Raw genomic sequence first — 12,681 nt, forward strand, 5'->3', positions numbered from 1 at the left:
CGCTCCGCCGCGTCGCGGGAGGCCGCCAAGAGGGCGATCGCCAGGCCGGACTCCAGCGCCCGGGCTCTCTCGTCCCCGTCGGGGATGAGCACCCGTGCCTCGCGGTAGGCGCTGACGGCAGCCTGGTGGTCTCCCCGGGTCTCCGCCGCCTGCGCTGTGAGCGTCCAGGCCACCTGGCGCAGCGCGTCGCCGCCGGGTACCGGGTCCGCCAGGATGGGATCGACCAGCGCCGCCAGGCGCGAGGCACCTGCCAGGTCGTCTGAATCCGAGGCGCTGTCGGTCAGGCCGTTGCCGGCATCCATGTTTGCCAGGGTCGATTTGGTCGCCTGATCGAAATAGCCGCCGTAATCGGCAAAAAACGTGCGCCACCGGTCGGCAAACCGGTGGGCCTCGAACCCGCCGCCGTTCATCGAGTCCAGCAGCACCAGCGTCTGGTCCCCGTAATGCGTAAAGTCCCCGGCTTTCTTGCCCTTGTGGTAAGATGTCAACGGATCGTAATATCGTTGCACCCGACCGAATTTCTTGTCGATTACACCGGTGTTGTAAACCCAGTGCGCACCCAGGGACAGCGCATCGGCCACAAACGCCCCGATGACCGCTGCTTTTATGCGATTTTCTGACATCCGTTTTTCCTCCTGTCGGTTGGCCGCTGTGGTTCCCAAGCCATACAATAAACCACGCCTCGCCGGTTTTCAAATCCGTAGTTCTAAACTGTCGTCGGTCGCCGTTCGGCCCGGGGCACATCCGCACGGGGAAACCGGCTAAAGTTTAGCCGGCGCCGCACGATATACAAAGCGTCGGCCCATTGAATGCAATCTATCGATTCACCCGAACACACGGACCGGAATAGCTATGCCGCATGTTTCCATTGACCAGCTCAAACCAGGTATGGTCCTGGCCAGCGACGTGACGGATACGAATGGCCGCCTGTTGCTTTCCGAAGGCCAAGCCATCGCCCATAAGCACTTGACCATCTTTAAAATGTGGGGGGTGCCGGATGTCCAGGTCCATGATGCCGAGGAAGGGAAACCCGAAGAGCCACACGCCCCGGACCCGGAAGCCATGCGGCGTGTGGCAGAGGCGCTCAAATCTGCCTTTGCAGGCAACGATCTCGCCCATCCTGCCGTTGCCGAGATTTTCCGCCAGGCGGTGATACACCGGAGCAGTCACGCCGCCGGCCATCAACGGCCCGGACGGATGGAGCCGGTCAATGCGCCGCCTTTGCCCGCGGCCGGCCAGGACATCCGCAAAAAGCTGCGCCGCAGGGACATCAAGCTCCCGGAAATCCCGTCCATGATCTTCAAGCTCAACGACACCATCGCCGATCCATTTTCATCGGCCGATGACATCGCCCAGGTGATCAGCAAAAGCCCCGGCCTGTCCGCCTTGCTCCTGCGGATCGTCAACAGCGCCTTTTACGGATTTCCATCACGGATCGACAGTGTCACCCGTGCCGTCACCATCATCGGATCAAAGGAGATTTCTGCCCTGGCCGTGGGCATTACCACCATGGAAATTTTCAAGGATATCCCCCAGACGGTATTCGACATGCGTGCGTTCACCCACCACAGCCTGGCCTGCGGCGTATTGGCGCGAATTCTGGCTGCCGGAGGCAACATCCGCAATACCGAGCAGCTTTTCATCTCCGGACTGCTCCATGACATCGGCAGAATGGTGATTTTCAAGTATTTTCCTCAGCAGGCCGGATCGATGCTGACAGCTTCCTCCGGTGGCACGGCATCGCTTTATGAAATGGAGAAGGCCGTCATGGGGTTTCGACACACCGACGTCGCTGCCGATCTTTTCGAAAAATGGAAGTTCCCCGTGGCCCTGAGCCAGAACGTAATTTACCATCACCGTCCGATGGCGGCCCAGGACCCGGCGAAAGCCGCTATTATCCACCTTTCGGACATGATTGCCCACAGCCTGGGTGAGGGCAAAAGCGGTGAGTGGCGGGTACCGGAGCTGGATGTGGCGGCCTGGGAGAAGCTACGTCTTTCCCCCCAGACCCTTTCCACGGTCATTCCCCAGGCAATTCACCACCTGGGCTTTCTCATGACGGTTTTCCAGGGTGAAGCATAAAATGGCATTGGAAAGCGATAGCGACCGCCTGAACGCCCGCATTGTCCATTTAGAGGACAACCGGCGCTACATCCAAAACGCCCTGGAGATGGTTCTCAGCTTAGAAGATTTCTATACCGAGATGGGAGGAGACAACTACAGCCTCGCCACCCTGTTGCCCGAGGCCAAGCGTCGCATCGATGCGATTTACCCATTCGAGATGCTGGCCTTTTATATGGTCGACGAATCGGATTTTTCATTCCAGCCGACTTTTCGGCACCCGGACAACATGGCCGACATGATCCAGCATGAAGTGGACTACATGATCGATAAGGGCTATTTTGCCTGGGCCATCCGGGAACGCCGCGGCGTAATCATCTCCTCGATAGACCACCAGCGGCAGTATCTGCTTCACGTGATCGCCAATCACAATCAGGTCAAAGGCATGTTCGGCGGCCTTTTGCCGGCCGGCCACGCCTCGCTGCCGGACACGGCCATGACGCTGTTGTCGATCATCATGCTGCATGTGGCCAATGCGACGGAAAGCATGGCCTACACCAGCCTGTTGAAAAATCAGAGCCTGTTGCTGGAGAGACAGGTGGCCGAGCGGACCAAGGCCCTGACCCAGTCCCAACAGGAGCTGGAGGGGGCCATGTGCCGGGCAAACCGATTGGCCGAAGAGGCCCAGGCCGCCAGCCGGGCCAAAGGGGATTTTTTGGCCAAGATGAGCCATGAGTTGAGGACACCACTCAACGGAATCCTCGGTATGACCGAGGTCGCCCTGTCCACCCGTTTGGACGATAGCCAGCGCCGGATCATCGAAATCATCGGCCGTGAATCCTTTTCATTGCTCCGGCAAATCAACGACGTGCTGGATTTTTCAAAAATTGAGTCGGGCAAGCTGGACCTGGAGCAGATCGGATTTAATCTTCGCACCCTCATGGAAGAGGTTGGGGAAAGCTTTGTTTTTCAGACCTCCGAAAAAGGGGTCGAACTCAACGTCTTTGTCCATCCATCGCTCCCTACCGAACTGGTGGGTGATCCGGTGCGGCTGCGTCAGGTGCTGCTCAACCTTGCGGGAAATGCGGTGAAATTCACCCACGAGGGAGAGATACTCATCGAGGCCAGGCTGGATCAGCCGCCGGGGGATCGGGCGGTCATCCGCTTTTCCATCGTTGACACCGGTGTCGGCATCGACCCGGAAAAAGTGGACCGGGTCTTTTCCAGCTTTACGCAGGTCGATGACTCCATCACCAGACAATATGGCGGCACCGGATTAGGCACCACCATCAGCAAGCAGCTGGTTGAACTGATGGGTGGCCAGATCGGCGTTGACAGCCGACCCGGCAAAGGCAGCACCTTCTGGTTCACAGCCGTTTTCGGGATGCAGCCCGACTGCAAGCCGTCGCCTGTGGATGAAAAAGTTCGCCAAGGCCGGATGATGCTCCTGGTGGTGGACAACAGCGCTACCACGTGCCGGATTGTGTCTGCCTACCTGAGCCAGCTGGGAATGTCCGCGGTGACAGCTTCCGACGGGGATGCTGCACTGGCCGTGCTGGCTGAAATGGCCGATCGGAACGCACCCATCGATGTCATTATCACCGATGCCGGTATGCCGGGACTAAGTGGTGTCGCGCTGAAAGACCACATCCGGCGTATGCCCGCGTATGCCAAGACCCCCATTGTCGTTGCCACGAACCTGCAGGAGATGGCGGCAGGCAGGGATTTGGTCTCCCTCGGATTTGACGGTTTTTTTTCCAAGCCGGTCAAGATCGGGGAACTGCGGGCGGTCCTCGAGCGGGTGACGGGATGCGTCACGCGCGACACAGCCGGCGCAAAGAAACTGTCGGCACCTGCCCAAACCGGTCGTGGCGGCAGTCCGGTTCCTCCGCGAAGCGGACACATCCTGGTGGTTGACGACTACCTGACCAATCAGCAGGTGGCCTTCATGCACCTGACGGCAGTCGGCTTCACCGTGGATTTGGCGGAAAACGGCCAGCAGGCCATGGAAGCTTTCGAGCATACCCGATATGATCTGATTCTCATGGACATTCAGATGCCGATCCTGAACGGTTTTGACGCCACAGGGAAGATCCGGGCACTCGAAGCTGCCCAGGGCCGCAAACGGCGAACCCCTATCATTGCCCTGACTGCCAATGCCATGAAAGGGGACGAGAAAAAATGTCTGGACGCCGGCATGAATGGCTACCTGACCAAACCCGTTCATCGGCACCAACTGATCAAGACGGCGGACCATTGGATCGGCCTGGGGCAAGATGGACCCACAAATCAGCCCATGGCCAATCCGGCCCCACCGACCGTCGCCGGTGAAGATGATGATGTCGGTATCATGGATGTCGCTACTGCTCTGGAAGAATTCGGTGACGCAGAAACAGTGAAAAAAGTAGCCGATCAACTGATCGAACTGGTAACGAACCAACTCGAGGTCATTGAAAAATTCATTTCAGCCGAAAACCGGGAGGGAATTCGCAAGGAGGCTCACGCCATCAAAGGCGGCGCTGCCACGATGGAGGCGGCAGCCCTTTCCACGGCAGCTGCTCGTTTGGAAGCGCGTGCGCGAGATGCCACGATGGTGGATATCCGTGCCGACTTCGGTGAATTAAAGAACCAATATTACCATTTCAGGGAGTTTGTCTCCAAATGGAAAGGAGCATGACCATGCGAATTTTATTGATCGATGACGAGCCGGTGGCCTTGACCAAACTGGAGTTGATACTAGAGAAAAAGGTGGGGCCTTGCGATACGGCCACCAATGGCGTCAAGGCCACAGAGCGGTTCGTCGCCGCCATCAAAGAAAACCAGCCCTATGACCTGGTAACCATCGACATCGAACTGCCGGACGTCACCGGTCTGGAACTGCTGAGCCGGTTTTGTGCACTGGAGACCAAAAACCAGGTCGCCCGGTCAAAAAAGATCATGGTAACCGCTCACGGCAATGTGGACTATGTCGTTAAAGCCAAAGACCAATGTGACGCCTACCTGGTCAAACCCATCCGAAAGGCGGCCCTGCTGGAAAAAATAAGCAGCCTGTTTCCCGGAGCGGACAATCCCGTATGATCGCGTCCGATCCGTGCCAGGGTCAACCGTCTTGCCGGTGGATGCCCAACACTTCACGGCAGTAGCGGACGCTGCGCCGAATAGCGTCGATCTCCATGTCGAGGGCCGTCTGCATGTCGTCCAAGGGCGTTTCCAACTCGGTTTCAATATTGATCCGGTTCATACGAGAACGGTCCCGGAACAGCTCGTAGGCCCGCCGCATGTCGATATCCCCCTCTCCCACGGCAGCGCCAACCAGCTTGAAGCCCCAGCGCTGGAATTCGATACGGTCGTCCCGGAAATGGTTGGTGAACGCCCGGGGGGCCAGACGCTCGATAGCGGTCATGGGGTCTTCGGTGACATGCAGAGCGTTGACCGTATCGATGCAGGCCCCCACCACCGGGCTGTCCACCCGGTCCAGCAGCCAGAGAATCTCTTCGGAAAAGCTGTCGCAGTGGTTTTCCACGGCCAGACGGATGCCCTGGTTGGCCGCCAGCGGCACGGCTGCCGCCAGCAGGCCTGCCACCTTCTCCATCTGTTCGATGACCGTTGGATGAAACCGGCTGGCAGCCACAGGGCGGGGGCGGCGCAGCTCCATGCCCACCTTGACGATGTCTGCGCCAAGATGCCCGGCGGTCTGGATGGCTGCGCGTAAATCGTGCTGGATGCCGATGCCGAAGCCGCCCCGGTCCATGGAGAAATTATACTCCAGGTAGAGTCCGGCGTCTTTCGCCGCTGCGCCGACTTCCTTCAGGTACACCGCATCCAGGCGTTCAAGCACCCCGTCATCCAGGTGCACCCCCTCCAGGTCCAGATCAACCAGCAGGTCGAAGAGCTGAAAGGTCGAGAGCTGCCGGGGCCAGGGGCAGGTGAACCCCGCCCAGGCCTGGCCGATGCCGTGCAGATTCAGGCTGTAGGTGTGGAGGCCGAGTTTCATGGTATGTCTCCCTCAGGGTGGGGTGGCCGATGATCAGGCGGCGGTCTTGCTCTGGGGAACCACCGGTTCCATCGCCGCCAGTTGTTCGATGGGGATATGGCAGAAAATGCGGTGCTCTCCTTTGCCTTTCTGCCAGGGCGGTGCCTGCAGGGCGCAGATAGCGCCCTCGTCCGGGGCCAGGGCCCGGCGGGGGCAACGGGTATGGAACCGGCATCCCGGCGGAGGATTCAAGGCGCTGGGCACATCGCCGGAGAGACGGATCTGGCGTCTTTTGGCCTGGGGGTCGGGTACGGGCACAGACGACAGCAGGGCTTCGGTATACGGGTGATAGGGGGGCGGATAGATCCGGTCCACCGGTCCGAACTCCACGATCTGGCCCAGGTACATGACAGCGATGTAGTCGGAAATGAACCGGACCACGGAAAGGTCATGGGCGATGAAAATCAGGGTGGTGCCGAATTCTTCCTTGATCTCGTTGAGCAGGTTGAGCACCGCCGCCTGCACGGAAACGTCCAGGGCGGACACCGGTTCGTCGCAGATGACCATGTTGGGGTTGCTGGCCAGGGCGCGGGCGATGCCCACGCGCTGTTTCTCGCCGCCGGACAACTGCCGGGGGTAGCGGTCATAGTAGTAGGCGGCCAGCTTCACGGCCCTGAGCAGCCGTTCTACCTCCTGGCGCACCGCCGCCCCTTTGCCTGTTTTAAAACGCCGGATGGGCCGGCCGATCTGCTTGCCGATGGAAAAGGAGGGATTTAATGTGGAGTCGGGATTCTGGAAGACCATCTGCAGTTCCTTGATCAGTTTGAGCTCTCGCCGGGATACGGGCTCGGAGATGTCGAGCCCCATCAGCTGGGCCCGGCCGTCGGTGAGCCGCTCCAGGCCGATCAGCCCCTTGACCAGGGTGCTCTTGCCGCAGCCCGACTCGCCGACGATGCCTATGGTGCTGCCCTTGCGTATGCGCAGGGAGATGTCGTCCACTGCTTTGACGTAGCGCTTTTCCCCCATGCCGAACAGGCTCTTCAGTGAACTGCTCTGCTGTTCGTAGTATACCCTGACGTTCTCCAGCCGGCTCAGCGTTTCCTCCGGCCGTTCGGCGGCACCGTTTTCGGACACCGCCAAGGTTCGCCTTTTCCCCCGGGTGTACTCGTCATGGGGGTGGTTCAGGGTCTCTTTGCCGAGGAAACAGCGGGATTGATGCTCCGTCGTGATCGCTTCCAACTCGGGATGGGCGGTGCTGCATTGGTCAAACGCCCAGTCGCAACGGGGCTGGAAAATGCAGCGGTCGGCCGATCGTTCGGCCGGCGGTGGTACGCGTCCGCGAATGGACCACAGCTGGGAATAGGACAGATCGTCGGTCAATCGGGGGATACAGCACAGCAACCCCCGGGTGTAAGGGTGCGCCGGTTGGGCGAACAAATCGTTGATGGGGCCTTTTTCAACCAGCTCCCCGGCGTACATGACGCAGAGGCGGTTGCTGACCCGGGCCACCACGCCCAGGTTGTGGGTGATGAAGATGATGCCGGTGTTGAAATCCTTTTTCAGGTCTTCGATCAGATCCAGCACCGCCGCCTCCACGGTCACGTCCAGGGCGGTGGTGGGTTCGTCCATGATCAGCAGGGCCGGGTTGTTGAGCATGGCCATGGCAATTACCACCCGTTGCTGCTGCCCGCCCGAAATCATGTGCGGGTAGCGGTTCATGACATTGGCGGCATCGGGCATGTATACCCGGTCGAGCATTTGAATGCTGTGTTTCCAGGCCTCTTCATGGGACATGTCCTGGTGGGTGGTGAGCACTTCGGAAAGCTGTCGGCCGATGGTTAGGGATGGGTTGAGGGCCTGCATGGGATCCTGGTAGACCATGGAAATCTGGTTGCCCCGGATGCGGCGAAGTTCCTCTTTGGGGCGACCCACTAATTCTTCTCCCTTGAAACGAATGCTTCCGGCCACGACCTTGCCGTTGGCACCGAGAAAATCGAGAATGCCGAAGGCGATGGTACTCTTGCCGCAGCCCGACTCGCCGACGATCCCCACGGTCTCTTGTTCGTGCACGGCAAAGCTCACGCCACGAACCGCCGGGACCTCCCGTTTGCGGGTTTTGTAGGAGATGGCCAGGTCTTCGACTTCCAGAATCGGTGGTGCAGTGGACGATTCGCTTGAGGTCATGATTCAGGCTTCCTTGTTGGGGCAGTTGAGAAGTCTTATAAACGCTGCGCTGAGACTTCCTTAAGCTGCCGGCTCCCCGGTGCCGGCAGCCGTGAAAGGGACTGGCAACCGCCGCGCTACTGGTAGCGCATGGACTCCTCGCGAAGCCCGTCGGCCAGCAGGTTCAACCCGACGACGAGGGAGGCGATGGCCAAAGACGGCCACAGGGCGGCCCAGGGGCTGCCGATGAGGATAAACTCACGGCCTTTGGCCACCATGGAGCCCCAGTCCGGCGATGGCGGCGGCAGGCCCAGTCCCAGAAAACCCAGAGTTCCCATGGCGAAAATGGCATAGCCCACCCGCAGCATGGCATCGATGATGATGGGGCCCTTGGCATTGGGCAGAATTTCGGTAAACATGATATACGCGTCGCTCTCGCCGCGGGTTTCCGCCGCCCGGACATAATCGCGCGTGCGAATGTCCAGGGCCAGACTGCGCACCAGCCTGGCCACACCGGGGGTGCCCACGATGGCGATGGCCAGGACCACGTTCACGGCCGAGGCGCCGATGGCGGCCACGATAATCAGGTAGAGCAGGATAATGGGCACCGACATCATGGCGTCCAGAAAGCGCATGATAATTTCATCGATCCAGCCCCCGCGGTAGCCCCCCAGAAGGCCCAGGGTGGCCCCGAAAAGCAGGGAGGCAAATACCCCCCACAGGGCGGTTCCGCCGGGAATCCAGAAGCTGTCGGTCACCGGCAGGATCACCAGTACGATGCGGGCGCCGTAGGCCAGACGGGACCACAGGTCCCGACCCAGTTCGTCCGTGCCCAGCGGGTGGCTCCAGGAGGGGCCTTGGTTGGGCGCTTTCCAGTCCTGGTCGTTGGGTCCGTAAGCGGTGATATAGGGGGCGAAAAGGGCGGTCGCCACCCAGAACAGCACCAGAAACAAACCGACGACGGCGGTCTTCGAGGCGAAGAGGACGGCCAGTGCGTTCTTCAGTTTCTCAAAACGCCCCCTTTCCGGCTGGGAGGAGGGGACGCCAACTTTTTTATCGTTCATTTCCATATTCGCTTCGTCAGGCATATCGAATTCTCGGGTTGAGGAAGGTGTAAATGATGTCGGCGACCAGCTGCGTGGAGACGGCCATGAGGACCATGATCATGGTGCCGGCTTCCAGGGCATTGATGTCCTTGTAAAGGGCTGAATCCAGGAGGTACTGGCCCAGCCCCGGATAGCCGAAGACCACCTCGACGATCACGATGCCGCCCAGCAGCCAGTTGACGTGGAGCATGATGACGGTGATGGGGGCGATCAGCGCATTTCTCACCGCGTGGCCGGTGACCACCTTCCAATAGGGCAGGCCCTTTAAGAAGGCGGTGCGGATGTAGGGCGAGCGCATGACTTCGGACATGCTGGCCCGGGTGATGCGCAATACGTAGCCCAACTCGATCAGCGTGAGGGTGAGCACCGGCAGCACGAGCATGTCCGGCCGCTCCCAGGGGGCTTTTTCGCCGAAGACGGTGGCGCCGGGCACCAGTTGAAGCCAGTGTGACACGATGAGAATGAGAAAGATACCGGTGGCGAATTCGGGAATCACCGAGAACATCATGCCGGAGATGGACAGGAACCGATCCTTGATGGAGCCCTCCTTGAGGCCGGCGATGATGCCCAGAATCAGAGCCAGGGGCATGACGATCACGAAGGCGATGCCGGCCAGGACCAGCGAATTTCTCAACCGCACGAACATGCTCTTGCCCACCGGCCGGCCGGTTCGAAGGCTGACGCCAGGATCGCCGCGCACAAAGCCTTTTTTCAGCGGGATATACTCGGCGGGGCCGCCACTGGTTTTCATCCACCCCTTGCCCACCACGAAACTCCAGACCTCCCGGTCGGTGCCCTTTTCCCACAGAACGGCGTGGTTCTGCTTGTCCAGTCCCCAAAAGGTGCTTTTTCCATTTTTATCGGTGGCCCAGCGACCGTTGTCGATCGATTCGGTGACACTCCCGTCCGTTTCGCGGACCAGGGCCACTAAGTTTTCTCCCTTCAGGGTCCAACGGACCAGCCGGCCGGATGTGTCCACCGCCCACCACTCCTCGAAGCCCTTGGCAGTTGTAATTTTTTCAAGGGGCAGCCCCACCTTTCTGGATGCGTGCCAGTCGCTGCCGGCCAGCCAGTAGAGGTAGCGCTGCCACGCCGGTTTGTCCAGCCCCATCTGGGCCAGAAACGAGGCTTCCTGTTCCGGGGTGATAAAAGCACCTAGAATGTTTTTGGCCACGTTGCCCGGCGATGCCTCGGCAATCAGAAAAACGGCCATGGAGACCAGGAACATGGTCAGCAGGAGCAGCAAAAACCGTCTGAGGATAAATTTGGCCATAGCGTCAGATTCCTGTGGTGTTGTTGGAAAAGCGGTGCCCATGGTGTTGCCGGGCCATAGCAACCGTGGGAAGGGTTGGGTTGGGATAGTCGGAGGCTGCGGAGAAACAGTGGCATGACGCACCGCCGGTCAACGAATCGACCCTGTTGTCGGTTCGGGATTCAGTCGGTTGCGGTGCGTTGGATTCGGTCATTTATCGTGTGGCACTTTTCCTTCGGGCGGAGAGGGCGACGTTCGGCCCTCTCCGCCATTTATTAAATTGCATGACGCAGCGGATCAGCTCATCCAGACATCGTCCAGCTTCAGGTAGAGGCTGGGGTGGGCTTTGACCCCCTGGACCGGCTTCCTGGAGATGGTCCAGACGTTGATCCAGAAGGCATTGCCGATGGAGCCGCGCTCCTGCTGGATCTTTTCGAGCTTGCAGAAGATCTTGCGGCGGGCCTCCACATCCAGGGTGCCGTTGGCCTGGGTCAGCAATTCGGAGTACTCCTTGTCCACCCAGCGGGTTTCGTTCCAGGCCACCGGTTTGCCGTTTTCGTCGCCCACATAGGCCAGACTGGGCACCATGGTGCCGACCGGGCGATGGGCCCAGGTGGTGATGCCCAGGTCAACTTCGGTCCATTTTTCCCAGTACTGGCTGTTGGGCATGGTCTGGATGTTGATCCGGAAACCGGCCGGCGCCGCGTCCTGCTTGAGGATTTCGGCGTAGCGCACGATCTCGCTCCAGCCGCTGCCCACGGCCAGGTTGACGTCCAGTCCGTTGGGGTATCCGGCTTCCGCGAGCAGTTGTTTGGCCTTCATGGGGTCGTATTTGGGTGTGTCGATGGGGCAGTATTCCGGATGCTTGGGACTCACGTGCACATCCTGGCCCTCCATGCCCTGCCCGAAGTAGGCCAGGGCGAGTATTTTTTCGCGGTGCTGGCACAGCTTCAGCGCCGAGCGCACGCGGTTGTCGGACCACGGCTTCATGTCCACGCGCATTCTCAGAATGCGGGTCTGGTTGGTGGTGACCGCCTGAACATTGACCTTGGGGTTGTCTTTAAGGGCCTGGTAGGCTTCGGTACCTCCAATATCGCTGAAATCCAGCAGGTCGATCTCACCGGCCTGGATGGCGGCGATCATGGGGCCCATTTCGGTGCCCATATCGATGAATTCGATCTTGTCCAGATAGGGCAGCGGATTGCCGTCTGCGCCCTTGTTCCAGTAGTCGTTGCGCCGTTTCAGCACGCAGCGTTCACCTTCGAGATAGGTCTCGATGGTGTAGGGGCCGGTACCGTGGGGTGCTTTGATGAAGTCCCCTTCGAAGGTGCGGTGGTTCAGCACCATGGCTGGATAGTGAAACAGGTGCTCGGGCACCGCGATTTCGGGATTTTTCAGGTGGAGCTTCACCTGGTGGTCGGACACTTTTTCCACGCTGCCAGCGTCCAAGTAGCTGAGCATGCCCTTCATGGACGATCCCACATCCTTGTCCAGCCACTGGTTGAAGGTAAACACCACGTCATCGGCATTGAAGTCGTCGCCATTGTTGTGTTTGATCCCTTTGCGCAGGTTGAGTGTCCAAGTTTTCAGATCGTCACTGGCCTGCCAGTTTTCCAGCAGGTAGGGATGGGTGATGTTGTTCTCGTCGGTATAGGTCAGATACTCGGCCACCTGGCGCATCTGGTTGGTGGGCGAGATCCAGGAAAACTGGGCCGGATGGGTCACTTTGTGAACCGGTGCGGCCACTTTCAAGGTGCCGCCTCGCTTAACCGCGCCGGCGATTGCCTTTTTGGGAAAGGCCAGTCCCGCCATCTGGGTGGCGGCGGCGGCGGAGACCCCCAGGAGGGTGGTGAATCGGATAAACTCCCGTCGGGTCATCTTGCCTTTCTGAAAATCGCTGTTAAGCGCCTCGACTGCCGAATGCATCTTTTCTTTCATGTCTCCTCCTTGGGTGATAGTGGACCATCGGTCAATGATATGGTTGTCACCTGTCGCCGTTGCGTGACGATCGGGGGGCGCACGCAGTGCCTGCAAAGCACAGGTCACAAAGGCTTCAGGTCAATAAGGCCGCCATGGCAGCGACGGTATCTATGAAACGGGTCAGCCCCACAGGTTAGAAAAATCAG

Annotated in this window: 9 protein-coding genes; 3 read left to right on the plus strand and 6 right to left on the minus strand. The window is 59.6% G+C overall.

Translation table 11 applies throughout. The features are described 5' to 3' along the window. On the minus strand, positions 1-623 hold a 623-nt coding region (locus ACZCED_RS17030; protein ID WP_464861271.1), incomplete at its 3' end, for an ADP-ribosylglycohydrolase family protein. Between the two features lie 229 nt (positions 624-852). On the opposite strand from ACZCED_RS17030, the gene ACZCED_RS17035 reads away from it, so the two are divergent. From ACZCED_RS17035 to ACZCED_RS17045, 3 genes are read left to right on the plus strand one after another with little or no spacing between them, the layout of a single operon-like run. Then, positions 853-2,082 carry an HDOD domain-containing protein gene (locus tag ACZCED_RS17035; protein WP_464861272.1) on the plus strand — a complete coding sequence of 410 codons (1,230 nt, stop codon included), beginning with the start codon at positions 853-855 and terminating at the stop codon, positions 2,080-2,082. 1 nt (position 2,083) lies between these two features. Then, entirely contained in the window at positions 2,084-4,738 is a 2,655-nt protein-coding gene (locus tag ACZCED_RS17040) for a response regulator (protein ID WP_462967782.1), read from the plus strand. Positions 4,739-4,740: 2 nt separating this feature from the next. Then, the gene (locus tag ACZCED_RS17045) at positions 4,741-5,139 is read left to right on the plus strand and encodes a response regulator (protein ID WP_462967783.1); all 399 of its coding nucleotides are present in this window, start codon (positions 4,741-4,743) and stop codon (positions 5,137-5,139) included. A gap of 22 nt (positions 5,140-5,161) precedes the next feature. Here ACZCED_RS17045 and ACZCED_RS17050 read toward each other — a convergent pair whose 3' ends face one another. From ACZCED_RS17050 to ACZCED_RS17070, 5 genes are all read right to left on the minus strand, one after another. After that, complete coding sequence (locus tag ACZCED_RS17050; RefSeq protein WP_464861273.1) at positions 5,162-6,055, minus strand: sugar phosphate isomerase/epimerase family protein; 894 nt, start codon at positions 6,053-6,055, stop codon at positions 5,162-5,164. 33 nt (positions 6,056-6,088) lie between these two features. Next, positions 6,089-8,218: a dipeptide ABC transporter ATP-binding protein gene (locus ACZCED_RS17055; RefSeq protein ID WP_464861274.1), complete on the minus strand. Its 2,130-nt coding sequence runs from the start codon at positions 8,216-8,218 to the stop codon at positions 6,089-6,091. Between the two features lie 116 nt (positions 8,219-8,334). Beyond that, entirely contained in the window at positions 8,335-9,267 is a 933-nt protein-coding gene (locus ACZCED_RS17060) for an ABC transporter permease (protein WP_464861275.1), read from the minus strand. A gap of 10 nt (positions 9,268-9,277) precedes the next feature. Then, the gene (locus tag ACZCED_RS17065) at positions 9,278-10,576 is read right to left on the minus strand and encodes an ABC transporter permease (protein ID WP_462967787.1); all 1,299 of its coding nucleotides are present in this window, start codon (positions 10,574-10,576) and stop codon (positions 9,278-9,280) included. A 276-nt stretch (positions 10,577-10,852) separates the two neighbouring features. Further along, a complete protein-coding gene (locus tag ACZCED_RS17070; protein WP_462967788.1) occupies positions 10,853-12,493 on the minus strand; it encodes an ABC transporter substrate-binding protein in 1,641 nt (546 codons plus the stop codon). Positions 12,494-12,681: the final 188 nt, after the last annotated feature.

It is taken from the genome of Desulfosarcina sp., from assembly GCF_055467485.1.

What these genes read in the sequence shown, in the direction of transcription:
- ACZCED_RS17065 (WP_462967787.1), bottom strand. Translation starts at nt 10,576, where the DNA reads ATGGCCAAATTTATCCTCAGACGGTTTTTGCTGCTCCTGCTGACCATG.
- ACZCED_RS17040 (WP_462967782.1), top strand. Translation starts at nt 2,084, where the DNA reads ATGGCATTGGAAAGCGATAGCGACCGCCTGAACGCCCGCATTGTCCAT.
- ACZCED_RS17055 (WP_464861274.1), bottom strand. Translation starts at nt 8,218, where the DNA reads ATGACCTCAAGCGAATCGTCCACTGCACCACCGATTCTGGAAGTCGAA.
- ACZCED_RS17035 (WP_464861272.1), top strand. Translation starts at nt 853, where the DNA reads ATGCCGCATGTTTCCATTGACCAGCTCAAACCAGGTATGGTCCTGGCC.
- ACZCED_RS17045 (WP_462967783.1), top strand. Translation starts at nt 4,741, where the DNA reads ATGCGAATTTTATTGATCGATGACGAGCCGGTGGCCTTGACCAAACTG.
- ACZCED_RS17070 (WP_462967788.1), bottom strand. Translation starts at nt 12,493, where the DNA reads ATGAAAGAAAAGATGCATTCGGCAGTCGAGGCGCTTAACAGCGATTTT.
- ACZCED_RS17060 (WP_464861275.1), bottom strand. Translation starts at nt 9,267, where the DNA reads ATGGAAATGAACGATAAAAAAGTTGGCGTCCCCTCCTCCCAGCCGGAA.
- ACZCED_RS17050 (WP_464861273.1), bottom strand. Translation starts at nt 6,055, where the DNA reads ATGAAACTCGGCCTCCACACCTACAGCCTGAATCTGCACGGCATCGGC.